Raw genomic sequence first — 24,788 nt, forward strand, 5'->3', positions numbered from 1 at the left:
CTTAAAGTTTACAAAGGGAATATCTTAGAGTTCTTCTTCTTTTCGCTTAGAAACACCTAAGGCAGCTAGAAGTGCAGCAGATAGAAGGCCTGCACCCACAACACCTACTTCATGGTTGCTATTGTCACCAGTATTAGGGAGTGTTCCTGACTTAGCTACTACTTTGGTTGTTCCTGCAGGTTTTGTTGGCTTAGCCGGAACTGTTGGATCGGTTGGAACTACTGGTTTTATTGGTTTAGTAGGACCAGTTGGATCAGTTGGAACTACTGGTTTTGTTGGACCAGTTGGACCTGTAGGGCCAGTTGGACCAGTTGGGCCGGTTGGACCGGTTGGACCTGTAGGACCAGTTGGGCCGGTTGGGCCTGTAGGACCAGTTGGACCTGTAGGACCAGTTGGACCGGTTGGGCCTGTAGGACCAGTTGGACCGGTTGGGCCTGTAGGACCAGTTGGACCGGTTGGGCCTGTAGGACCAGTTGGACCTGTAGGACCAGTTGGACCGGTTGGGCCTGTAGGACCAGTTGGACCGGTTGGGCCTGTAGGACCAGTTGGGCCGGTTGGACCGGTAGGACCAGTTGGACCGGTTGGACCGGTTACACCCTTGCCATCTTTACCGTCCTTACCATCTTTTCCGTCTTTGCCGTCTTTACCATCCTTGCCATCTTTACCATTTCTGATAATTGTAGAAGATGTTACTTCATCAGGATCAACCTTACCATTATTATTCTTATCAATTCCAACAAGAATAGTAACAGTGCCATCTCCATTTTCAACGATAGTTACAAGAGAGCTTTGACCATCTTTTCCGTCTTTGCCGTCCTTACCATCTTTTCCGTCTTTGCCATCTTTGACGATTGTAGCAGAGGTTACTTCTTCTGGATCAAGCTTACCATTGCCATTTGTATCAAATCCAATCTTAATGGTGTGTGTTCCATTTTGATTGTCAACTACTTCTGCTAATGGTGTCTTGCCATCTTTACCGTCTTTCACGATAGTCATTGACGTTACTTCACTTGGATCAAGCTTACCGTCGCCGTTCTTATCAAGACCGACCTTAACAGTATGCGTACCGTCGTTGTTGTTAACCACTTCAGTTAATGAGGATTTACCATCTTCACCTTTATTGCCCTTAGCTCCGGTCGCTCCTGTAGCACCTGTGGCACCGTCTTTAACGATAGTCGTTGACGTTACTTCACTTGGATCAAGCTTACCGTCGCCATTCTTATCAAGACCAACTTTAACAGTATGAGTACCGTCGTGGTTATCAACTACTTCAGTTAATGATGATTTACCATCTTTTCCATCTGCACCAGTTGCACCATCTTTAACGATAGTCGTTGACGTTACTTCGCTTGGATCAAGTTTACCGTCGCCGTTCTTATCGAGTCCAACTTTAACAGTATGAGTACCGTCGTGGTTATCAACTACTTCAGTTAATGATGATTTACCATCTTCACCCTTAGCTCCAGTTGCTCCTGTAGCACCGGTTGCGCCAGCTTTACCATCCTTACCATCTTTGATGATAGTTGAAGATGTTACTTCGTCCGGATCCAACTGACCGTTATTGTTCTTATCGAGTCCGACTTGAACAGTATGAGTGCCATCGTTATTGTCTACAACCTTAGCCAATGATGGTTTACCATCCGCTCCAGTTGCACCGTCTTTAACGATAGTCGTTGACGTTACTTCACTTGGATCAAGTTTACCGTCGCCGTTCTTATCGAGTCCAACTTTAACAGTATGAGTACCGTCGTGGTTATCCACTACTTCAGTTAATGATGATTTACCATCTTTTCCATCTGCACCAGTTGCACCGGTCGCTCCTGTAGCGCCAGTTACACCATCTTTAACGATAGTCGTTGACGTTACTTCGCTTGGATCAAGTTTACCGTCGCCGTTCTTATCGAGTCCAACTTTAACAGTATGAGTACCGTCGTGGTTATCAACTACTTCAGTTAATGATGATTTACCATCTTTTCCATCTGCACCGGTCGCTCCTGTAGCACCTGTGGCACCTGTGGCACCATCTTTAACGATAGTCGTTGACGTTACTTCACTTGGATCAAGTTTACCATCACCGTTCTTATCGATTCCAACTTTAACAGTATGAGTACCGTCATTGTTGTTAACGACTTCAGCTAATGGAGACTTACCATCTTCTCCCTTAGCTCCAGTTGCTCCTGTAGCACCGGTTGCGCCAGCTTTACCATCCTTACCATCTTTGATGATAGTTGAAGATGTTACTTCGTCCGGATCCAACTGACCGTTATTGTTCTTATCGAGTCCGACTTGAACAGTATGAGTGCCATCGTTATTGTCTACAACCTTAGCCAATGATGGTTTACCATCCGCTCCAGTTGCACCGTCTTTAACGATAGTCGTTGACGTTACTTCACTTGGATCAAGTTTACCGTCGCCGTTCTTATCGAGTCCAACTTTAACAGTATGAGTACCGTCGTGGTTATCAACTACTTCAGTTAATGATGATTTACCATCTTTTCCATCTGCACCAGTTGCACCGGTTGCTCCTGTAGCGCCAGTTACACCATCTTTAACGATAGTCGTTGACGTTACTTCGCTTGGATCAAGTTTACCATCACCGTTCTTATCGATTCCAACTTTAACAGTATGAGTACCGTCGTGGTTATCAACTACTTCAGTTAATGATGATTTACCATCTTCACCCTTAGCTCCAGTTGCTCCTGTAGCACCGGTTGCGCCAGCTTTTCCATCCTTACCATCTTTGATGATAGTTGAAGATGTTACTTCGTCCGGATCCAACTGACCGTTATTGTTCTTATCGAGTCCGACTTGAACAGTATGAGTGCCATCGTTATTGTCTACGACTTGAGCCAATGACGGCTTGCCATCTTCACCTTTAGCTCCGGTCGCGCCTGTAGCTCCAGTTTCACCTTTATCACCCTTAGCTCCAGTGGCACCTGTTGCGCCAGTAGCACCAGTTGCGCCAGCTTTTCCATCTTTAATGACTGTAGAAGATGTCACTTCATCTGGATCAAGCTGACCATTATTGTTCTTATCAAGTCCGACTTGAACAGTATGGGTACCATTGTTGTTATCAACAACCTTAGCTAGTGGAGATTTACCATCTTTTCCGTCTTTAACGATTGTTGAAGAAGTTACTTCGTCTGGATCCAATTGGCCGTTGCCATTCTTATCCAGTCCAACTTTAACAGTATGAGTACCGTCGTTGTTGTCTACGACTTGCGCCAATGATGGCTTACCATCTTCGCCTTTAGCTCCAGTTTCACCTTTATCACCTTTAGCTCCGGTCGCACCTGTAGCACCGGTTGCACCAGCTTTTCCATCTTTAATGACTGTAGAAGATGTCACTTCATCTGGATCCAACTGACCGTTATTGTTCTTATCGAGTCCGACTTGAACAGTATGAGTGCCGTTGTTGTTATCAACAACCTTAGCTAGTGGAGATTTACCATCCTTACCGTCTTTAACGATGGTAGAAGATGTCACTTCGTCTGGATCCAATTGGCCGTTATTGTTCTTATCAAGACCAACTTTAACAGTGTGTGTGCCGTCGTTGTTGTCTACGACTTGGGCTAATGATGGCTTACCATCTTCGCCTTTAGCTCCGGTCGCGCCTGTAGCACCGGTTGCACCAGCTTTTCCATCCTTACCATCTTTGATGATTGTAGATGATGTTACTTCGTCTGGATCTAACTGGCCGTTGCCGTTCTTATCAAGACCAACTTTAACAGTGTGTGTGCCGTCGTTGTTGTCTACGACTTGCGCCAATGATGGCTTACCATCTTCGCCTTTAGCTCCAGTTTCACCTTTATCACCTTTAGCTCCGGTCGCACCTGTAGCACCGGTTGCACCAGCTTTTCCGTCTTTAACGATGGTAGATGAAGTTACTTCGTCTGGATCCAATTGACCGTTGCCGTTCTTATCAAGACCAACTTTAACAGTGTGAGTACCGTCGTTATTGTCTACGACTTGAGCCAATGACGGCTTGCCATCTTCACCTTTGGCACCTGTTGCGCCTGTAGCTCCGGTTTCACCTTTATCACCTTTAGCTCCGGTAGCACCAGTGGCACCTGTGGCTCCAGCTTTTCCATCTTTAATGACTGTAGAAGATGTCACTTCATCTGGATCCAATTGGCCATTGCCGTTCTTATCGAGTCCGACTTGAACAGTATGAGTACCATTGTTGTTATCGACAACCTTAGCTAATGGAGACTTACCATCCTTACCGTCTTTAACGATGGTAGATGAAGTTACTTCGTCTGGATCCAACTGACCGTTGCCGTTCTTATCAAGACCAACTTTAACAGTGTGAGTACCGTCGTTATTGTCTACGACTTGAGCCAATGACGGCTTGCCATCTTCACCTTTGGCCCCAGTTGCGCCTGTAGCTCCGGTTTCACCTTTATCGCCTTTAGCTCCGGTCGCTCCTGTAGCACCGGTTGCACCAGCTTTTCCATCTTTAATGACTGTAGAAGATGTCACTTCATCTGGATCCAACTGGCCGTTATTGTTCTTATCGAGTCCGACTTGAACAGTATGGGTGCCGTTGTTGTTATCAACAACCTTAGCTAGTGGAGATTTACCATCCTTACCGTCTTTAACGATGGTAGATGAGGTTACTTCGTCTGGATCCAATTGGCCGTTATTGTTCTTATCAAGACCAACTTTAACAGTGTGTGTGCCGTCGTTGTTGTCTACGACTTGCGCCAATGATGGCTTACCATCTTCGCCTTTAGCTCCAGTTGCTCCTGTGGCGCCAGTTTCACCTTTATCGCCTTTAGCTCCGGTCGCTCCTGTAGCTCCGGTTGCGCCAGCTTTTCCATCTTTAATGACTGTAGAAGATGTCACTTCATCTGGATCCAACTGGCCGTTATTGTTCTTATCGAGTCCGACTTGAACAGTATGGGTGCCGTTGTTGTTATCAACAACCTTAGCTAGTGGAGATTTACCATCCTTACCGTCTTTAACGATGGTAGATGAGGTTACTTCGTCTGGATCCAATTGGCCGTTATTGTTCTTATCAAGACCAACTTTAACAGTGTGTGTGCCGTCGTTGTTGTCTACGACTTGCGCCAATGATGGCTTACCATCTTCGCCTTTAGCTCCAGTTGCGCCTGTTGCTCCAGTTTCACCTTTATCGCCTTTGGCTCCGGTCGCTCCGGTAGCACCGGTTGCGCCAGCTTTTCCATCTTTAATGACTGTAGAAGATGTCACTTCATCTGGATCCAACTGGCCATTATTGTTCTTATCGAGTCCGACTTGAACAGTATGGGTGCCGTCGTTGTTATCAACAACCTTAGCTAGTGGAGATTTACCATCCTTACCGTCTTTAACGATGGTAGATGAGGTTACTTCGTCTGGATCCAATTGGCCGTTATTGTTCTTATCAAGACCAACTTTAACAGTGTGAGTACCGTCGTTATTGTCTACGACTTGAGCCAATGACGGCTTGCCATCTTCACCTTTGGCCCCAGTTGCTCCTGTAGCTCCGGTTTCACCTTTATCGCCTTTAGCTCCGGTCGCTCCTGTAGCTCCAGTTGCACCTTTATCGCCTTTAGCTCCGGTCGCTCCTGTAGCACCGGTTGCGCCAGCTTTTCCATCTTTAATGACTGTAGAAGATGTCACTTCATCTGGATCCAACTGGCCATTACCGTTCTTATCAAGACCGACTTGAACAGTGTGCGTGCCATTGTTGTTGTCTACAACTTTAGCTAATGGAGACTTACCATCCTTACCGTCTTTAACGATGGTAGATGAGGTTACTTCGTCTGGATCTAACTGGCCATTGCCGTTCTTATCCAGACCAACTTTAACAGTGTGTGTGCCGTCGTTGTTGTCTACGACTTGCGCCAATGATGGCTTACCATCTTTTCCATCTGCACCAGTGGCACCTGTAGCACCAGTTGCACCAGCTTTTCCATCCTTACCATCTTTGATGATAGTTGAAGATGTCACTTCATCTGGATCCAACTGACCATTACCATTCTTATCAAGACCGACTTGAACTGTGTGTGTGCCATTATTGTTATCCACAACCTTAGCTAATGGAGACTTACCATCCTTACCGTCTTTAACGATAGTAGATGATGTTACTTCATCTGGATCCAATTGACCATTGCCGTTCTTGTCTAGACCCACTTTAACAGTATGAGTACCATCGTTGTTGTCTACGACTTGCGCCAATGATGGCTTACCATCTTCACCTTTTGCTCCAGTCGCTCCTGTAGCACCAGTGGCACCTGTTGCTCCGGTTTCACCTTTATCACCTTTAGCTCCAGTTGCGCCTTTGTCACCTTTCGGTCCTGCAGCGCCGGTCGCTCCGGTAGCGCCAGTTGCGCCTTTATCACCTTTTGGTCCTGCTGCACCGGTGGCTCCGGTTGCGCCAGTTGCGCCAGTTGCGCCCTTATCACCTTTTGGTCCTGCAGCGCCGGTCGCTCCTGTAGCTCCAGTTGCGCCTTTATCACCTTTCGGGCCTGCTGCGCCTGTGGCTCCTGTAGCTCCTGTAGCTCCAGTTGCGCCTGTAGCTCCCTTATCACCTTTTGGTCCTGCTGCACCGGTGGCACCTGTAGCTCCAGTTGTGCCCTTATCGCCTTTTGGTCCTGCTGCGCCTGTGGCTCCAGTTGCGCCTGTAGCACCCTTATCACCTTTTGGTCCTGCTGCACCGGTGGCTCCAGTTGCGCCAGTTGCGCCTTTATCGCCTTTTGGTCCTGCTGCACCGGTTGCACCTGTGGCTCCAGTTGCGCCTTTATCACCCTTAGGCCCAGTTGGTCCCGCATTACGTTTGACAACCATGATGGTATCTACAGGATCAACGTAATTGTGCCCCTTAAATCCTCTTACAGTTCCACCATTTTTAAGTGTCTCAAGTTCTTGAGCTGTAAACTTAGGATTTGGTACGTCATTTAGGTTTTCTGGTTTTGGTCCTACAACAATAACTTGTCCGTCTTTACCTTGTTGGTAAACAATCTGAGAACCAGTTTGATTGTCAAAGGCGCGTTTTTGATCTGGAGTGGCATTCTCATAATCTACGACTCTGACATTATGTGGAATATCCATGACAAATCTGTCATAAGACTTTTCTGGTTCTGGTGCTGGAACTTCATTGACATATGCTGCAGGAGTATAAGTCAAATTAGGGTTAGTTACGACGTTATTCGCTTTTACGTTGGTATTAAATGAGAACCATTGGCGAATTGGACGTGGCCAGTGCTGACCAGGATTAGTAGTAGCAATATCAAAGCTCAATGATGTACCACTTGTAACTTTTGCAGCACCCGCTCCCCAGAATTCATTTGGATTCCCTTGTTGGTCCCATTGATATTCAGTTTGGCCTTTATAAGAGTTATTCTTACCATTTGCATAGTACCAACCATTTGCCTGTGGAACGATAGAAGAACCTACAATTTGTACATTCTGCATATTTGAGCTCAAATTACCATAAATCTCAGCGTAAATATCATTCCCGTGGTGGTTACGTGAAGCGAAAGAAACAACACCTGGTGTTTTACCGAAGTCCACCTTAGTACCATCTGCATAATAGAATTCCCATTCCATATGCAATTGGTTACCAGTTCCTTTACGATCATAGCTAGAGCCATTCCAAACTGTCATAGTTGGGTCTTTATGGATAGCCATGACCATACTATCATCATAAGCAGAACTCTTCTTAGGCGTATATCTAGCAATAGCTTTCGTAATAGGTCGACCACCGGCAAATGAGTTGTGCAAGGTGTACTCTACTGTTGTAGTTCTACCAACTTGCGTATGAACCATGTAGTAAGCATCTGTTTGATCCTTGATGATTCGCTCTGCTGCCGGTTGGCTTGTATCGGCTCTAGTGATAACTGCATTCGGTTGAGTAGTTGTCCCGTCTCGCCACTCACTGTAGCTTCGACTATCCAAAGCTTCACGAACATATTGATTTCGAGATGTGAGCGTACTGTCTTTGACAAACCAGTCTCCTTGTGCCAGCCTAATCTTAGCTGTTGCGTTTGGCTCATCAGAGAAAACGAGGTTTTGAGGAGCAATTTGTTGCAAGCTTCCTTCTCTACCTGTTAATTGTTGAGCTCTTTGTTTAGCCGTCAAGTAATCAGAGATTTTTTTATTCATTGCCTGAGCTTCAGCATTTTGAAGATCAGCTGCTTGACGTTCTAATCTGCGTCTCTCTTCGTCAGTTGTTGCGGTTCCAAAATTTCTAAGCTGGTTCGGTGTAACTGGCAAGTTCTCTGACGCTGCTCTATCCAGCTGAGTTTTCAAGGCATTAGCTTGAACTGTAGCTAGATTACCATCTTGAGTAACAGTATAGTCAGATCCTTGGCGAGCAGCACCAGTATTTCGGAATCCTGATGTACCACTAACACTTCTGAATCCTGATGTGCCTGAACGCTTAGGTTGTGAGGCTGCATTAGCTTCAGAACTTGGTGTTTTTGGTTCTGTTTTTTCTTCTTTTAGCTCAGCCTTTTCTTCTGCTTTAGCTTCTTTCGGAGCGCTTGTTTCTTCTGACTTCTCGTCTTTTGAAACAACTGCTTCTTCCGTTTTAGCTACTTCTTCAGTGCTCGGTGCAGCTTGATCTTTGGATTCAGTTGCTTGATCATTTGCACTTGCTGACACAGCATTCTTTTCAGGCTCGGCTTGCGCTTCAGTTGCCGGTTTCTCAGACTCTTTTTCATCTGAAACTCTAGCAGCTTCTGCTACTTGAGATGCTTGGTCTTGTGCAGAAGGACTAACTTCTTGCGCACTTGCAACTCCCCCTCCTAGAAAGAAAATACTTGATCCTAGAAAAACAGAACATGCTCCCCATGCTCTCGTCTTACGAATCGTAAAACGTTGCCTTTCTATCTTCTTCCAGTCTTGTCCCATGTATTGGAACCCTCCTTATTATTCTAAAATTGTCACTCTCCCAAGTGTACCATATAAGTAGGATTTAAGCAATGATAATCCCCTGTTTTTTCTCTATCATTTTTTACCAAAATGCCTAAATTTGGAGTATTCTTATTTCAAAACATGTACTAAGATATACAAGCGTCTTCTATGCCTTTTAAGACAAAATTTCTGACCATTTTTAACTTCAATATTTATTTGATTATTCAAGTTATATAAAAAATCCTGAAAATAAATTTCAGGACTCTGATATTTTCATATGATCAAAGAAAAACTTTTTTAGGTTTATAAGCTTCTTCCCTTTTTTCTAAGATGGCGATAAGCTTACCTTTATGAAAAGCTGCTAAGATAATCTCGGCATTTTCAATGGGAATAAAACGCCCGTGGCGCACTTCTTCGAGCTGTTCTTCCGTTAGTTCAATCTTTGGTAGATCACCTGTCCCCAACTCCAGAGGCTGTAGAAATGTAAAATCCTCCACTGCTACTCGCTCCGCTATTTCATCCAAGGTCAAAGCATCATCTAAGCTCATACCTGCTGAAGAAGTCCGTGTCAACTGAGACATGTGACTGGCTAAGCCAAGCTTTGCTCCCAAATCAACAGATAGAGTTCGGACATAGGTCCCCTTGCTACACTTGACTCGAAAGCGGAAGCGGGCTTGTTCATCTTCATAGAAAATCGGACTGATGCGCTCGAAACTATAGATGGTCACCTGCCGCTCTGGCCGCTCCACTTCTTGACCCTCTCTTGCATACTCATAAAGCTTGCGGCCATTGACCTTGACTGCTGAGTACATGGGCGGAATCTGACGAATCTCACCAGTCATGGACTCCATCGCTTCATCGATGAGGGCTTCTTCTAAAAGCTCCGTCACTGGCGTTTGCTCTAGGATATCCCCGCTGGCATCCTCTGTCGTTGTTGAGCAGCCCAGCGTGATTTCTCCCTCATAGACCTTGCCTTCCTCCTGCATGAACTCAACCAAGCGCGTCGCCTTGCCTACAGCAATCGGAAGCACTCCAACCACATCTGGATCCAAGGTGCCCCCGTGACCAATTTTCTTGGTTTTTAAAATCTTGCGCAGCTTAAAGACCGCATCATGCGAGGTCATGCCCGCTTCTTTTCTTAAGTTGATAATTCCGTTCATATCTTAATTTCTTACTTCTCCTTCAGAGCTTCAAACTTAGCTTTCATGGTAGGATTTTTGCGTGTCAATTTTTTGACAGAGACGTCGTCCAGTTTGTTGTTTGCTAAGCGCAGCTGGTTTTCAGAGGTTGTCAAGAATTTCTTGATTTCTTCCATCCGACGGATAGCCTTGTCAATCTCATCGATGGCCTTGCCAAAGTTGGTCGAAGCAGACTGATAGTTCTTGGCGAAAGCTACTTTAAAGGCATCTAAATCTTCCTCAAAATGCGTAATATCAATATTCTGCTCCCGCACCAAGGCCAGTTCCTGCTTGTACTTGAGCGAGTTAAGCGCAGCATTACGCAAGAGGGTAATCATAGGCAGAAAGAACTGAGGCCGGATGACATACATCTTCTCATAGGCATAAGATACATCGACAATACCCGAATTGTAGAGCTCGCTGTCAGCCTCAAGAAGTGTCACCAGAATAGCATACTCACAGCCTTTCTCCCGCCGGTCCTTATCCAGCTCTTTGAAAAAATGCTCATTTTTCTTCTTGGTCGCTGTCTCATCGCCTTCATTTTTCATCTCAAACATGATAGAGAGGATTTCTACACCATTTTCATCCACCTCACGGTAAATGTAGTCACCCTTGCTGCCTGTTCTGGCATCATTGTCCTTGCCAAACTCCGCTCGCGGAAACATGGCCATACGGTTCTTGTTAAACTCGTACTCACAGTGCTGTTCCAAACTCTCGCCAATCATTTTAGTAGACTGCTTGGCTTTGAAATCCTTATAGAACTCTATGGTCTCATCTTTCTGCCGCAGCTCTACCTCATAGCGCTCTTTAAGCGAGGTCTGAGCCAGCGCTGCTTCCTTTTCTTGCAAAACTAGCTGATTCTTAACCTCGTCGCGCTCTTTTTCCAGCGCAGACAAGGTCTTTTGCAGTTGATTTTCATGCTCCAAGCGCAGAGTTGTCAGCTGATTTTTTAGTTGCTGAACTTCCTTATCTTTCTCCTGCAATTGAAGACTTGCTGCCTGCTCCGCCTCTTTCTTTGCCAATTCCTGCTGGGTTTCAAACTGAGCAATTTGACTTTGAAGTTTGCTGATTTCCTGCTCTTTCTGAGATAGTAGAGCTTGTTGAGCATTCTGGGATTTTTGCTCTGCTAAAGCCAGCTCCTGCTCAATCCGAGCATGGATCTCCTTGTCAAACTCCGCTGTCCGCACCTGCGACAAAAGCTCACTGTACTGGCTTTCATTGACTGTAAAAACCTCCCCGCAGTTAGGGCATTTGATTTCGTTCATGGGGTACCTCATTCAAGATTTTTCTCTACTTCATTATACCATTCTTCCCTTTAAATGAAAAACGAGGCTGGGACAAAAGTTCTAGCCTCTCAATTGTCTTTGGATTGTCGAGCAAGACGCAGTGGTTGAGTGGGCTCTACTACGCTGATTTCATCAGCTTTTACAGCCCTACTCAACTGTGCGGAGGTGGGACGACGAAATCGAATTCTAACGAATTACCGATTTCTGTCCCACTCTAGCTTGTTCAGGGAATTTCACTACTTTATCCATAATCTTCTAGAACGACATCTTTCCCTTGCTATTCCCTAGTTTACGCTAAGACCTGCCCATGAAAGTTAGATTTTTTACTTCCAACCTTAAGGAAGCAGCTCAAAGTCGGTAGATTCTTTATTTCCCCAACTCCTGCGTCCTCTTGTAGGCAGCTTGAACGGCAGCCATGACCGTTCCTCGAAAAACATTTTGTTCCAAACTAGCCACCCCGGCAATGGTCGAACCGGCCGGACTGCAGACCTGATCTTTGAGCTGGGCCGGATGTTGGCCACTGACCTGACTTAGCTTGGCAGCGCCTAAAAGGGTCTGATTGGCTAGATGCAGCGATACGTCGCGACTGAGTCCTGCTCGGACACCTGCATCCGCTAAAGCCTCTATAAAGAGATAAACGAAGGCTGGTCCACAACCAGCAAGAGCTGTCGCCGCATCCAACTGCTTTTCCTCTAGTTTGACTAGAAGGCCAGCAGATGACAGAAGCTCCCGCAACAAGTCTTCATCCGCTTGATTTGCCTGCTGGGATAAAGCATAGGTAATAACGCCCTCGCCGACAGCTACTGGTGTATTAGGCATGATCCGAATCCAACGATGGTGGCTAGGTATCATTTTTTCCAATTTTTCCAAGGGCAGACCAGCAGCCATGGAAACCAGCAAAAGAGACTCCCGTTTTTCTAGAATTTCCTGATACTCAGTCAACAAGTCAGCAAATTGAGCTGGTTTGATTCCCAGAAAAATCACCTCTGCCTGAGCAAAAACTTCTGCATTACTGACCGGCTGTCCACCAACTTCTGCAGCAATCTTTTCAGCTTTGTCTCGACTGCGGTTAGCCAGTAGTAATTCACTTCTAAATCTTTCGTCTTGGGCAACTAGGCGAGCAAGACTGCCGCCCATATTCCCCAGACCTATAAATCCAATTTTCATCATTATTTCCTCACTTGACCAGTCCCTTGGATGACGTATTTATAGCTGGTCAACTCTTTTAGCCCCATAGGGCCTCTGGCGTGCAATTTCTGAGTGGAAATCCCCATTTCGCAGCCAAGGCCAAATTGACCGCCGTCTGTAAAGCGGGTTGAAGCATTGACATAAACTGCCGCGCTATCCACCTGCTCTGTGAAGTAAGCCGCCGCTTCAGCCTTCTCCGTCACAATGGCGTCCGAGTGATGGGTGCTGTGAGCTTCAATATGCTCCACCGCTTCTTCCAGCGAGGAAACCAGCTTGACCGCTAAGATATAGTCCAAGAATTCTGTGTCAAAATCTTCTGGTTTAGCTTGCGAGCCCGAGATATACTGTGCCGCTTTCTCATCCAAACGTAATTCAACAGAATTTTCTTGTGCAGCATCACGATCAGTCACCAAGATCTTCTGCAAACGTGGCAAAAAGTCAGCTGCAATCTCTTCATGAACCAGTAGTACTTCCATAGCATTGCAGACAGAGGGGCGACTGGTCTTGGCATTCTCAATAATCGCCAAAGCCTGATCTTGGTCAGCATCCTTATCTACATAGATATGGACAATTCCGGTACCAGTCTCAATAACCGGCACAGTGGCATTTTCCACGACCGCCTGAATCAGTCCTGCACCTCCACGCGGAATAAGCAAATCCAGATAGCCCTTGGCCTTCATCATAGCCTGGGCGGAAGCACGGCTAGTATCAGAAACCAACTGGATACAATCTGGCGAAATCTCCGTCTGAGCCAAGCCGTTTTTCAGAGCCGTGACAATAGCTAACGCAGTTCGATAGGCATTCTTGCCGCTTCTCAGAACGACTGCACTGCCACTCTTTAGGGCAAGAGCTGCAGCGTCAGAAGTGACATTAGGCCGGCTTTCGTAGATAATCCCAATCACGCCCATAGCCACCCGCTTTTTACTGATGACAAGGCCGTTCTCAAGCTCAGTCCTTTCCAAGACTTCCCCTACAGGATCCTCTAAGTCAATCAGCTGACGAATGCCCTCTGCCATGGCAGCAATGCGTTCCTCATTCAGATAGAGGCGGTCCAGCATCACATCTGAAATCTTACCTTTAGCCGCTGCCATATCCAATTCATTGGCTGCTAAAATATCCGCACGAGAAAGCCAGAGCTGGTTTGCCATTTCTTCCAAAGCATGGTTTTTCTCAGCGGTTGTAGCTGTGTTGATTGATTTTTTTGACTTTTTAACAATTTCAAATAATTCTTGTGTTGAGGTCATAGCGCCTCCTTTCGTAAGATACAATAATTCCTTTTTTCTATTGGCGAAGATGTTGGAGAGTTCGTGTAAAGGAAATAAGTAAGCTCCTATTTTCTCTTAAAATTCAGAAAAGAGCAATTGGAGCTCTGGAGTAATAGAGATCCAATCGTCACGATGAATCACGACTCCCTTTGGTTTGCTAGATCGCAATATGTCTTTGAGGGCAGGTTTACCAAAGCGCACACGCCCCTTTCCTAAAATCGCACCAGTCTCTTCTTCGTACACCATCACTGTATCTTGGTAAGAAAAATGCCCCTCTAACTTAACAATTCCTGATGCCAGAAGGCTTTTACCATCGTAGCGCAGAGCCTGTGCCGCTCCCTGATCCACATAGATAGCACCTTGGCTCTTGGCATAGAAGGCTAGCCACTGCTTTTGCGTCTTCAAGCCCTTATCCTGCGCTGAGAAAAAGCTCCCGTCTCGAGTCTGGCTCGCCGCTTCCAATAAAGCATTGCTTTTTAGCGACGAGCAAATATAAACTGGTACACCAGACATGGTCGCCAAAGTCGCTGCTTTGATCTTGGTCAGCATACCACCAGTCCCATTGCTGGAGCCTGCCCCGCCTGCCATGTCAATCAAATCGCTAGAAATAGTCTCAATTCTTTCAAGACGTTGGGCAGTTGGATCTGAAGCTGGGTTGGCTGTGTAAAGCCCATCCACATCTGTCAAAAGTACCAAAAGATCCGCCTGAACCATGGCTGCCACCTGAGCACTGAGCGTATCATTGTCCCCCACCTTTAGCTCCTCGATAGAAACAGTATCATTTTCATTAATAATGGGAATAGCACCACGATTGAGAAGAACCGACAGAGCTTGGTGAGCATTTTTGTAACGCCGCTTATCCGCAAAATCATCCTGCGTCAGCAAGATCTGAGCAGATACAATCTTCTTCAAGAGCAGGTTAGTGGTGTACTCCTCTAGGAGAAGGCCCTGACCAACAGCTGCCGAAGCCTGTTTATCGGCTACCTTGGTTGGGCGTTTTTTAAAGCCCAGAGAAGAAAAACCTGCCGCAATGGCTCCAGACGATACCAAAATCAACTCGTGCCCTGCTTCATGCAAGACCGATAATTGATGCGTGATTTCCCGCACCTTTGCCCGCGACAGGCTACCGTCAGGATTTGTCAACGAGCTCGTTCCAACTTTAAATACAATACGCTTTGCTTTCATAGATTCTCTTTTCCTTACTAGATTTTCTTATTATACCACAAGGCTTGAAAAATGAAAAAAACAAGCTTTTCCCATTTCTGCTCTCTTAGCGATAGAAAATATGCTATAATATTCACAAATACTATTGGAGAAAAACTATGATTAAACTAATTGCCCTTGATATGGACGGCACCTTGCTAACTGAGGACAAAAAGATTCCTCAAGCTCATATTGATGCCATTCACCTAGCTATCCAAGCTGGCGTCAAGCTTGTCCTCTGTACAGGCAGACCGCTCGTGGGTGTCAAGCCTTACTTTCAGGAGCTGGGCTTGGAGAATGAAAATGAATATGTCATCGTAGACAATGGCTGCGCTATCCATCAGACTAGCGATTGGCAGATTGTTGATTGGCAAGAATTAAAGCCCGATGACATTCGCTACCTCTACAGTTTGGCCGAGCAGAGCCAAGTACAGTTGACCTTGTTTGATGAAGAGCATTACTTCGTCGTAGGAGAGAAAGCCAGCAAAATTGTGACAGATGATGCGGCCCTCGTCTTTACGACTCCTACTGAAATTAGCCTTGAGGAAGCTTGCAGCGGCCAGCATCGAATGTTTCAAGCTATGTTTCTAGGAAATCCAGAGCAGGTAGATGATTTTGAGACCAAGTTCTCGCAGGAACTCTGCCAGCGATTCAGTGGCGTCCGTTCCCAGCCTGTCATCTACGAGGCGATGCCAAAAGGTGTTACCAAAGCCTTTGCCCTAGAGCGTCTAGCGCAACGCTTAAAGATCAATCCTGAGGAAATCATGGCACTGGGCGATGCTAATAACGATATTGAAATGCTCCAGTTTGCTGGCTTGGGCGTTGCCATGGGAAATTCTAGCCAGCATGTCAAAGACTTAGCCGACTATGTAACAGATAGCAACGAAGAAAATGGCGTTGCTACAGCTATTGCTAGGTTCATCTTAAGACACTAATCCTGTACATCATCCCATTTCCATAAATTAAAAAGACAGTTGTAGGAGAGAGCAACTGTCTTTTTTTGATATAAATCAACTAAGTTTAGAGGGAGAGCCTTTCTCCTTTGCCTTAAAACAATTCTTTGTATAAAGCGATGGTTTCTTCCAAAGTCGGCATGAAAGGATTACTAGGTGCGCAAGCATCAATCAAGGCATTCTTAGAAAGGTATTCAAAGTCAAAGTCCTTTTCTTCAATACCAAGCTCGGTCAATTTCTTAGGAATACCGACCGTTTCGGACAAGGTTTCGATTTCCGAAATGGCATATGCCGCACATTCTTCATCAGTCTTGCCTTCGGTATGCAAGCCTAAAGCTTTAGCTACATTTCTAAAGGCTGCTGGCACACGTTTGGCATTTTCTCTCTCGACTACTGGCAGGAGCATAGCACAGCAAACGCCATGAGGCAAATGATAGACCGCACCAAGCTGGTGAGCCATCGAATGCACGTAGCCTAGACCTGCATTGTTAAAGGACATTCCGCCAAGGAAAATAGCATTGACCATAGCTTCACGCGCTTCTATATCATGACCATTAGCAACTGCTCGCGGCAAATATTCCTTAATCAACTCAATAGCACCGATAGACAATTTCTTGGTCACGGCATAAGCACCAGGAGTTACCAAGGCCTCAACAGCATGAGTCAAAGCATCCATCCCAGTCGCTGCAGTTAAATTAGCTGGTTTGGAAACCATGAGCTCTGGGTCATTGACAGAGATGAGAGCCAGACTGTTTTTATCAACCATCACCATCTTAACCTTGCGTTCTTCGTCCGTGATGACATAGTTGATGGTAATTTCAGCAGAAGTGCCCGCCGTGGTGTTGATGGCCACAACTGGCAGACCCTTTTCTTTTGACTTGTGGAGCCCCTCATAATCCTGAGGCTTGCCCCCATTTGTCGCCATAATGGAAATACGGCTAGCAGCATCCTGAGGAGAGCCACCGCCGACACTGATGATAAAATCACAGTCATTTTCCTGAAGAGTAGCTAAGCCATCGTAGACATTCTTACAAGAAGGATTTGGGTCTACACCTTCAAAAACCACATATTCAATGCCTTCTGCTTCTAGCGGCTTGATGACTTTTGGTAAAATATCACTGGATGCAATGTAGTGGTCTGTGACGATTAGAGCTTTCTTGAAGCCTAACTCTTTGACATGACCGCCAAATTCATTGATGACACCTTTACCAATCAAATTGACTGATGGAACGTAGAAAACTGACATAATGATTTCCTCCTTAATTGAGCACAAAGCTCTATTGCATATGTTAATATAATTTTACTACTTTCTCTTCTACTTTTCAAAGAATTATACAAGTCAAAATATAAAAAAGAGGCTGGGACAAAAGTCCTAGCCTCTCAATTGTCTTTGGATTGTCGAGCAAGACGCAGTGGTTGAGTGGGCTCTACTACGCTGATTTCATCAGCTTTTACAGCCCTACTCAACTGTGCGGAGGTGGGACGACGAAATCGAATTCTAACGAATTATCGATTTCTTTCCCACTCTCTTTGGCTACTTGCGATACATTTTGACTTGAAGATAGAGGTCATTGTATGTTCCGAGCCATTTTGGTCCTAATTGCTGATAGACTTCCAGATGCTTCATGGTTTCTTCGGTTGGATAGAAAGCCTCATCTTCCTGTACTTCTTCTGGCAGCATGGCCTTAGCAGGAAGGTTTGGCGTTGAATAGCCGACATAGAGCGCATTCTTATAAGCATTTTCCGGTCTCAGCATGAAATTGATAAACTGATAGGCAGCTTTTTTATTTTTTACGGTTTTAGGAATGACGATATTATCAAACCAAAGGTTGCTGGCTTCTGTCGGAACGACATAGCGCAAATCTTCGTTAGCTTCCAGCATTTGGCGAGCTTCACCAGAGAAGGTGACACCGATGGCTGCATTATTCTGAATCATGTAGCCCTTCATCTCATCAGCGACGATGGCTTTGATATTGGGCGTCAGAGTATAAAGCTTATCGACAGCCTCCTGCAGCTGGTCAGCATCTTTGGAGTTAAGGCTATGACCATTCGAGTTCAGACCAATCCCCATGACTTCGCGGGCTCCGTCAATCATCATGATAGAGTTTCTGTATTCTGGCTTCCAGAGATCGTTCCAATGCTCAGGCGCATGTTCGACCATTTTAGTATTGTAAACAATTCCCAGCGTCCCCCAGAAATAAGGAATGGAATACTGATTTCCTGGATCAAATGGCTGATCCAAAAAGTCTGAACCAATATTTTCCAAGCCTTTGATCTGGCTATGATCCAATTTCTCAACCAAGTTTTCCTTCATCATCTTGGCAATCATGTACTCACTCGGGATGGCAATATCGTAGGTTGTTCCACCCTGTTTGATTTTCGTGTACATAGCTTCGTTGGAGTCGAAAGTTTCGTACTGGACCTGCACACCTGTTTCCTTGGTAAACTCAGTCAGCAAGTCTGGATCGATGTAATCTCCCCAGTTATAGACAACCAATTTATCACTGCCCTTGCTGTTGGCTTTACTCTCAATCCGATAGCTAATTCCCCACAAAATCAGGATAATCGCAAGAACCCCTGCTAAAAACGAATAGAGTTTTTTCATGCTGCTTCCTCCTTCTCACGCGTGATAAAGTAATAGCCAATGACTAAAACGATACTAAAGAGAAAGACCAGAGCAGACAGGGCATTGATTTCCAAGGAAATTCCTTGCCGTGCACGGGAATAAATTTCAACTGAAAGAGTCGAGAAACCATTTCCTGTTACAAAGAAGGTTACAGCAAAGTCATCCAGTGAGTAGGTGAAAGCCATAAAGTAGCCGGCAATAATAGCTGGTGTCAGATAAGGAAGCATGATTTCCTTGAGCATCTGGACTTGGCTCGCTCCCAAATCATAAGCGGCTTTAATCATGTCATCATTCATTTCTTTCAGCCTTGGCAAAATCATCAGCACAACAATGGGAATTGAAAAGGCAACGTGGCTGGCCAAAACAGATACAAAGCCCAACTGGAATTTAGCCGTGGTAAAGAGAATCAGGAAGCTAGCCCCAATCATAACGTCAGGCGCCACCATCAAAATATTATTGATGGATAAGAAAGCATCCTGATACTTCTTGCGGGCTTGGTAAATATAAATAGCACCAAAAGTTCCGATAATAGTAGCAATAAGGGAAGAAAGAAAGGCTAAGAAGAAAGTCTGCGCCAAAATCAAAATCAAGCGTGAATCTTCAAACAACTTTTGAAAATGAACCAGATCAAAGCCAGTAAATTTATTCATATCATCGCCAGCATTGAAAGCATAGGCAATCAAATAAAAGATCGGAAGATAAAGGATTAGAAACACGATCGCTAAATAGAGATTAGCAAATTTTTTCATCGTTCTCTCCTTTCCTTGGTTGCCCACATGGTGAAGAGCATGGCAATAATCAGAACCACTCCGATTGTTGAGCCCATTCCCCAGTTTTGCGTTGTCAAGAAATGCTGTTCAATAGCTGTCCCCAGCGTAATAACACGGTTCCCACCGATCAAACGCGTCAGCATGAAGAGGCTGAGACTGGGAATGAAGACAGACTGCACGCCACTTCTCACGCCATTCATTGAAAGCGGAAAGACCACATTGCGGAAAGTCTGCCAACGATTGGCACCTAGGTCATAGCTGGCATTGATGAGGTTGGGATCCAAATCATCCAAGACGTTGAAAATAGGCAGAATCATAAAGGGCAGCTCAATGTAGCTGGCAACAAAGATAAAAGAAAAGTCAGTAAAAAGAATCTGCTTGGGACCGATACCGATAAAGGTCAGAAATTCATTCACCGAGCCATATTGTCCAAAAATGCCGATAAAGGCGTAAGCTTTGAGCAAAAGATTGATCCAGGTCGGCAGGACAATCAGCATGAGCCAGAGCTGGCGATGCTTGAGCTGGGTCAAAAAATAAGCAGTCGGATAAGAAATGAGCAAGGTCGCCAAGGTGATGATGCCTGCGTAAAATACCGAGTTAAAGCTCATTTTCAAATAGGTCAAATTCTGCGACGTGAAATAAATCCGATAGTTTTCCAGCGTGAACTGCCCTTCGATATTAAAGAATGATTTCCAGACAATCATTATCACTGGAGCTAGGACAAAGAGCAGAATCCAAAGAAAATATGGAAGCATAAAAAGGTTAGAGGTTGTTTTCTTCATCTCTTTCCTCCTCAATGGCGTTGATCAGCCCTGCTTCTTGCTCTTCGATTTCTACGTATTCTTCAATCCGAGCATCGAATTCTTCTTCGGTTTCATTGAGGCGCATGATATGGATATCCTCTGGCTCAAAGTCCAGACCGATTTCTTCTCCGACGATGGCCTTGCGGGTTGAGTGGATCATCCATTCATTTCCGAGTTCATCATAGGCAATAATCTCATAATGAACCCCGCGGAAAAGCTGGGTATCCACTTTAACCTGCAGTTTTCCTTCTTCAGGCAAGGTAATGCGCAAATCCTCTGGACGGATCACCACTTCAACGGATTCGTTTGGTCGCATGCCTCCGTCAACTGCTTCAAAGCGTTTGCCATTGAACTCGACCAAGTAGTCTTCGATCATCTTACCGGGCAGGATATTTGATTCTCCGATAAAGGTCGCAACAAAGTGGTTAATCGGCTCATCATAGATATCCACTGGCGTTCCTGACTGGACAATCTCCCCTTCATTCATGACAAAAATCCAGTCACTCATGGCGAGGGCTTCTTCCTGATCGTGGGTGACAAAGACGAAAGTGATTCCCAGACGCTGTTGGAGTTCACGGAGCTCGTATTGCATATCCGTCCGCAACTTCAAATCCAGCGCAGAAAGAGGCTCGTCTAGTAGGACAACACGCGGCCGATTGATGATGGCACGGGCAATGGCTACCCGCTGGCGTTGACCGCCTGACAGTCTCCGAATTGAACGGCGCTCATATCCTTCCAGCTGAACCATTTTCAGAACTTCAGTAACCCGTTCTTCAATTTCTTTTTTGTCTACCTTCCGCAAACGCAACGGAAAGGCTACATTCTCAAAAACATTCATATGCGGGAAAAGGGCGTAGGACTGGAATACAGTATGAACATCCCGTTTATTGGTAGGAATGTCATTGATGCGGACGCCATCCAAAAAGATGTCTCCCGTTGTCGCATCTAGCAGTCCTGCAATAATATTAAGGATGGTTGACTTCCCAGAGCCAGAAGCTCCAAGAAGCGTATAAAATTTTCCTTCTTCTAATTCAAAGTTAATATCTTTGAGAACGACGGTGTTACTGTCTTCAAAAACCTTCGAAACGTTTTTGAACTCAATAATTGGTTTTTTCAATTGGCATAAATTCCTTCTTTTCCATGTATTAACAGATTTTTGGTTCTGTCACACCAAAAAAACCTCTCGAGGGCTACTATGGCCCTGCATACTTGCGATATCGATAGGCTTTCACCCCCTTTACTAATGACACATGGATATTGGCTATCCCAAAGATCTAGACAAATCTTAGAAAAACAGTCAGACATTACATATCGGACTCTTATGCTTCTCCGATAATTCGAACTTCTCGTTCCAGAGTGACACCTGAATGCTCTTTGACTACTTTAATGACATGAGCAATCAACTTTTCATAATCGCTAGCTGTACCATGATCGACATTAATCATGAAACCAGCATGTTTTTCTGAAACCTCTACACCACCGATTCGATAGCCTTTTAAACCGGCCTCACTGATGAGCTGACCGGCAAAATGTCCCAGAGGACGCTTAAAGACCGACCCGCAAGATGGGTATTCCAGAGGCTGCTTAAGCTCACGCAGATAGGTCAGACGTTCCATTTCCTGACGAATGTTTTGGTGGACACCTGGTGCCAGACCAAACTTAGCTGAAATCACAATGTCGCCAGTTTCTTGAATAAGTGAATGACGATAGCCAAAGCGCATATCACGCGCATCTAAGGTCTTAATTTCGCCTTCAGGTGTCAAGACCTTGCAGGAAACGAGCACATGAGCAATTTCTCCGCCATAAGCGCCAGCATTCATAAAGACAGCACCGCCGACACTACCCGGGATGCCACAGGCAAATTCAAAGCCAGTCAAACTATGATGCAGGGCAATACGAGTAGTCTGAGTTAGATTGGCACCGGCTTCTGCCTCAATCGTATAGCCATCTACTGCTACGTTACTTAGCTTATCAAACATGATGACAAAGCCTCGAATACCGCCATCTCGAACGATAATGTTACTTGAATTTCCAAGCACCAACCAAGGAATATGTTCACGATTGGCCAATTTGACAATCCGCGCCAACTCGTAACGGTTGCGTGGAAAAACTAAGAAATCGGCAGCTCCGCCCACCTTTGTGTAAGTGTATTGACTCAAAGGTTCATTGAAACGGATGTCGATCCCTTCTAATTCCGCAGAATATTTTTCTAGGTTTTGCATGACTTACTCTCTTCTTTACAAATTACACTCTATTATATCAAAATTAAATGATATTTACGATAGACTGGAGGGAAATTAAGATTCTTTTTCAAAGCAAAAAGAAAGAGGAGAACGAAGATTGTAGACCAACACTGCGTCCACAAGTTCGTCATCCTCAAACTCTCTTCTATTTTTCTACACGTACACCCTGAGTATCGACTTGCAACTGGAAAACTTCCCCATCAAAAGCTTGTTCCTTGATTTGCTGATAAATCTGCTCTGCTTTGTCTTTCGGAGATAAAACCATAACAGTCGGACCAGCTCCAGAGATATAAGTCGCAAAAGCGCCCTGTTTTCTAGCTAAGAATTTGATGTCAGAAAATTCTTTGATAAGCGGCTGACGATATCTCTCATGGAAACGATCAGATTCAATGGCACAACCAGCTGTTTTCATATCACCCTTTAAGAGTGCTGCAACAGCGACATTGGCTACAGAGCTTGCCGCAACAGCTTCCTTATAAGAAAGGCGATTAGGCAAGACACGGCGGCTTTCAACTGTTCTCAACTCATAATCGGGAATAAAAGCGATAAAGCTGACCTCTGGGAAATCTGACACGACAGCCGAAACTTGATTTTGGAAGGAGCTTGCAATCACTAAGTTTCCATAAATTGCTGGTGCGACATTGTCCGGATGCCCTTCGATTTTTGTCGCAATTTTCAACTTTTCATGATCAGATAAGTTCAGATTTGCCAACTGATTGGCCAGTTCAATCCCTGCAACAATAACGGAGCTGGAAGAGCCAAGACCGCGCGCCAAAGGAACATCGCTGGTCATTTTTAAGCGGTGAGGCTGAAGGTCTGGGGCCAATTGCAGGGCAATTTTGATTAGTAAATTCCGTTTATCCGTTGGAATTCGAGGATTGAGGTTATGCTCAATAACCCACTCCTGACTTTCTTCCAAGACTTCGATTTCTAAATATTTGGAGACTGCGACACCAACTGAGTCAAAACCAGGCCCGATATTGGCACTGGTTGCTGGTACAATAATTTTCATCTTATTCTCCTAATACTTTAAAGGTATTGAGCAATTCAAACTCTGGTACCTCACGGAGCTTGGCAACGACATTTTCTAGCTGAGTCTTGCTGACAGCATGTGTGATGATGACTACACGAGCTGTTTCACCATCCGTACCTTCTTGCAGAATTTGCTTGAAGGAAACTTCTTCAGCATTGAAGATTTCAGCCAAATGCAAGACTTGACCCTTGGCATCTGGAGCCAAGATAGAGAAATAATAGTTGCTCTTAACATCCTCAGGTTTAGCCAAGACAAGCTCGCGACTAAATTCATTGAAAGCTTTGCCAATCGTGCCTTCATTTAGGCGACGGACGATACGAACGATATCCGCAACGACACTGGTAGCAGTTGGTTTTTGACCTGCACCTGGGCCATAATACATGGATTCTCCTATACCGATTGACTCGACAAAGACCGCATTCATTACGCCGTTTACGCTAGCCAGCGGATGCGCTTTTGGCAAGAAAGTCGGTGTTACTTCAGCAGCGATTCCTGATGGTGTTTCCTCAATTGAGCCGACCAATTTCACCACATAGCCCAAATCTTGAGCAACAGCGACATCTTCTGGAGTGATGTTGCGAATACCTTGGTGGCTGACGTCTTCAAACTTGATGTTCATACCGAAAGCAAATTGGCTGAGGATAACCATTTTATAGGCTGCGTCAATTCCATCAACGTCGTTAGTTGGATCGCTCTCAGCAAATCCTAAACGTTGCGCTTCCGCAAGAGCATCCTCATAAGACCAACCTTCTTCTACCATCTTGGTCATCATGAAGTTAGATGTTCCATTGACCACGCCCAAAACGCGGGTAATCTTGTCAGATGCCAATGAATTAACCAAGGTGCGTAAAATAGGGATACCGCCTGCAACAGCTGCTTCATAGTAGAGAGCAACGCCATTTTTCTTAGCAATATCTAACAATTCAGAACCATGAACTGCCAGCAAGTCTTTGTTAGCAGTTACCACATGTTTACCTGCTTCAAGTGCGCGCGTGATAAAGGTTTTAGCTGGTTCAATCCGTCCCATCAGCTCCACTACGATCGCAATTTCACTGTCATTTAAGATTTCATCCACATTGGTCACAAAGTTGTAATCATTTCCAGCTGCCAAAAGACGTTCTTTTTCAGCATCATCCTTGACCAAAACTTTAGCAACTTCAATCTCAGAATGAGCAGCCTGAACAATCTTTTCTCCATTTTCTTTCAACAAGAAAGGAACACCACTGGCAACTGTTCCAAAACCAAGTAAAGCAATTTTAATAGACATGAGGAACTCCTTGAATATTTCTTATATAAAAAACATTATAACAAAAATATATAGAAATGCCTACAAATCTATTTGTATATTTGTTATAATGTAAGTAAAAATTTTAAACTC

At 45.0% G+C, this 24,788-nt stretch carries 15 protein-coding genes; 1 reads left to right on the forward strand and 14 read right to left on the reverse strand.

Annotated features, from left to right (window positions below):
• Nucleotides 1-24 precede the first annotated feature (24 nt).
• From FZ941_RS10850 to proB, 6 genes are all read right to left on the reverse strand, one after another.
• Nucleotides 25-8,859 (reverse strand): LPXTG cell wall anchor domain-containing protein, encoded by an 8,835-nt coding sequence (locus FZ941_RS10850; RefSeq protein ID WP_222861805.1) that lies wholly within the window; start codon nucleotides 8,857-8,859, stop codon nucleotides 25-27.
• Nucleotides 8,860-9,143: 284 nt separating this feature from the next.
• A complete protein-coding gene (gene truB, locus FZ941_RS01700; RefSeq protein ID WP_148886604.1) occupies nucleotides 9,144-10,022 on the reverse strand; it encodes a tRNA pseudouridine(55) synthase TruB in 879 nt (292 codons plus the stop codon).
• A gap of 11 nt (nucleotides 10,023-10,033) precedes the next feature.
• Complete coding sequence (locus FZ941_RS01705; protein WP_148886605.1) at nucleotides 10,034-11,305, reverse strand: DUF2130 domain-containing protein; 1,272 nt, start codon at nucleotides 11,303-11,305, stop codon at nucleotides 10,034-10,036.
• A gap of 387 nt (nucleotides 11,306-11,692) precedes the next feature.
• Entirely contained in the window at nucleotides 11,693-12,493 is an 801-nt protein-coding gene (proC, locus tag FZ941_RS01715; protein ID WP_148886867.1) for a pyrroline-5-carboxylate reductase, read from the reverse strand.
• Between the two features lie 2 nt (nucleotides 12,494-12,495).
• Nucleotides 12,496-13,758: a glutamate-5-semialdehyde dehydrogenase gene (locus tag FZ941_RS01720; RefSeq protein ID WP_148886606.1), complete on the reverse strand. Its 1,263-nt coding sequence runs from the start codon at nucleotides 13,756-13,758 to the stop codon at nucleotides 12,496-12,498.
• A gap of 96 nt (nucleotides 13,759-13,854) precedes the next feature.
• The gene (proB, locus tag FZ941_RS01725) at nucleotides 13,855-14,964 is read right to left on the reverse strand and encodes a glutamate 5-kinase (RefSeq protein ID WP_148886607.1); all 1,110 of its coding nucleotides are present in this window, start codon (nucleotides 14,962-14,964) and stop codon (nucleotides 13,855-13,857) included.
• A 137-nt stretch (nucleotides 14,965-15,101) separates the two neighbouring features.
• Here proB and FZ941_RS01730 point away from each other — a divergent pair, with 137 nt between their 5' ends.
• Nucleotides 15,102-15,917 carry a Cof-type HAD-IIB family hydrolase gene (locus FZ941_RS01730; protein ID WP_148886608.1) on the forward strand — a complete coding sequence of 272 codons (816 nt, stop codon included), beginning with the start codon at nucleotides 15,102-15,104 and terminating at the stop codon, nucleotides 15,915-15,917.
• A gap of 112 nt (nucleotides 15,918-16,029) precedes the next feature.
• Here the strand turns inward: FZ941_RS01730 and FZ941_RS01735 are convergent, their stop codons facing one another.
• The 8 genes from FZ941_RS01735 to FZ941_RS01775 form a co-directional block, all read right to left on the reverse strand.
• Nucleotides 16,030-17,181, reverse strand: a complete 1,152-nt coding sequence (locus tag FZ941_RS01735; RefSeq protein WP_148886609.1) for an iron-containing alcohol dehydrogenase — start codon at nucleotides 17,179-17,181, stop codon at nucleotides 16,030-16,032.
• A gap of 288 nt (nucleotides 17,182-17,469) precedes the next feature.
• Nucleotides 17,470-18,540: an ABC transporter substrate-binding protein gene (locus FZ941_RS01745; RefSeq protein ID WP_148886610.1), complete on the reverse strand. Its 1,071-nt coding sequence runs from the start codon at nucleotides 18,538-18,540 to the stop codon at nucleotides 17,470-17,472.
• Complete coding sequence (locus tag FZ941_RS01750; RefSeq protein WP_005590157.1) at nucleotides 18,537-19,310, reverse strand: ABC transporter permease; 774 nt, start codon at nucleotides 19,308-19,310, stop codon at nucleotides 18,537-18,539. The genes FZ941_RS01745 and FZ941_RS01750 overlap by 4 nt, the downstream gene beginning before the upstream one ends.
• Nucleotides 19,307-20,113: an ABC transporter permease gene (locus FZ941_RS01755; protein ID WP_148886611.1), complete on the reverse strand. Its 807-nt coding sequence runs from the start codon at nucleotides 20,111-20,113 to the stop codon at nucleotides 19,307-19,309. The genes FZ941_RS01750 and FZ941_RS01755 overlap by 4 nt, the downstream gene beginning before the upstream one ends.
• On the reverse strand, nucleotides 20,094-21,251 hold the full coding sequence (locus FZ941_RS01760; protein ID WP_048763121.1) for an ABC transporter ATP-binding protein: 1,158 nt from the start codon (nucleotides 21,249-21,251) through the stop codon (nucleotides 20,094-20,096). Before FZ941_RS01760 ends, FZ941_RS01755 begins: the two co-directional genes overlap by 20 nt.
• Nucleotides 21,252-21,453: 202 nt before the next feature.
• Nucleotides 21,454-22,356 (reverse strand): UDP-N-acetylmuramate dehydrogenase, encoded by a 903-nt coding sequence (murB, locus tag FZ941_RS01765; RefSeq protein ID WP_148886612.1) that lies wholly within the window; start codon nucleotides 22,354-22,356, stop codon nucleotides 21,454-21,456.
• Between the two features lie 166 nt (nucleotides 22,357-22,522).
• The gene (gene thrB / locus FZ941_RS01770) at nucleotides 22,523-23,389 is read right to left on the reverse strand and encodes a homoserine kinase (RefSeq protein WP_148886613.1); all 867 of its coding nucleotides are present in this window, start codon (nucleotides 23,387-23,389) and stop codon (nucleotides 22,523-22,525) included.
• A gap of 1 nt (nucleotide 23,390) precedes the next feature.
• Nucleotides 23,391-24,677, reverse strand: a complete 1,287-nt coding sequence (locus tag FZ941_RS01775) for a homoserine dehydrogenase (RefSeq protein WP_148886614.1) — start codon at nucleotides 24,675-24,677, stop codon at nucleotides 23,391-23,393.
• Between the last annotated feature and the right edge of the window lie 111 nt (nucleotides 24,678-24,788).

The sequence above is a fragment of the Streptococcus sp. Marseille-P6264 genome (genome assembly GCF_902460355.1).
Classification (GTDB): Bacteria; Bacillota; Bacilli; order Lactobacillales; family Streptococcaceae; genus Streptococcus.

Bases quoted from the DNA above. Each gene is read 5' to 3' on its own strand.
- truB (WP_148886604.1), bottom strand. From the start codon at position 10,022: ATGAACGGAATTATCAACTTAAGAAAAGAAGCGGGCATGACCTCGCAT.
- FZ941_RS10850 (WP_222861805.1), bottom strand. From the start codon at position 8,859: ATGGGACAAGACTGGAAGAAGATAGAAAGGCAACGTTTTACGATTCGT.
- FZ941_RS01750 (WP_005590157.1), bottom strand. From the start codon at position 19,310: ATGAAAAAATTTGCTAATCTCTATTTAGCGATCGTGTTTCTAATCCTT.
- FZ941_RS01720 (WP_148886606.1), bottom strand. From the start codon at position 13,758: ATGACCTCAACACAAGAATTATTTGAAATTGTTAAAAAGTCAAAAAAA.
- thrB (WP_148886613.1), bottom strand. From the start codon at position 23,389: ATGAAAATTATTGTACCAGCAACCAGTGCCAATATCGGGCCTGGTTTT.
- proB (WP_148886607.1), bottom strand. From the start codon at position 14,964: ATGAAAGCAAAGCGTATTGTATTTAAAGTTGGAACGAGCTCGTTGACA.
- murB (WP_148886612.1), bottom strand. From the start codon at position 22,356: ATGCAAAACCTAGAAAAATATTCTGCGGAATTAGAAGGGATCGACATC.
- FZ941_RS01705 (WP_148886605.1), bottom strand. From the start codon at position 11,305: ATGAACGAAATCAAATGCCCTAACTGCGGGGAGGTTTTTACAGTCAAT.
- FZ941_RS01755 (WP_148886611.1), bottom strand. From the start codon at position 20,113: ATGAAGAAAACAACCTCTAACCTTTTTATGCTTCCATATTTTCTTTGG.
- FZ941_RS01745 (WP_148886610.1), bottom strand. From the start codon at position 18,540: ATGAAAAAACTCTATTCGTTTTTAGCAGGGGTTCTTGCGATTATCCTG.
- FZ941_RS01735 (WP_148886609.1), bottom strand. From the start codon at position 17,181: ATGTCAGTTTTCTACGTTCCATCAGTCAATTTGATTGGTAAAGGTGTC.
- FZ941_RS01730 (WP_148886608.1), top strand. From the start codon at position 15,102: ATGATTAAACTAATTGCCCTTGATATGGACGGCACCTTGCTAACTGAG.
- proC (WP_148886867.1), bottom strand. From the start codon at position 12,493: ATGAAAATTGGATTTATAGGTCTGGGGAATATGGGCGGCAGTCTTGCT.
- FZ941_RS01775 (WP_148886614.1), bottom strand. From the start codon at position 24,677: ATGTCTATTAAAATTGCTTTACTTGGTTTTGGAACAGTTGCCAGTGGT.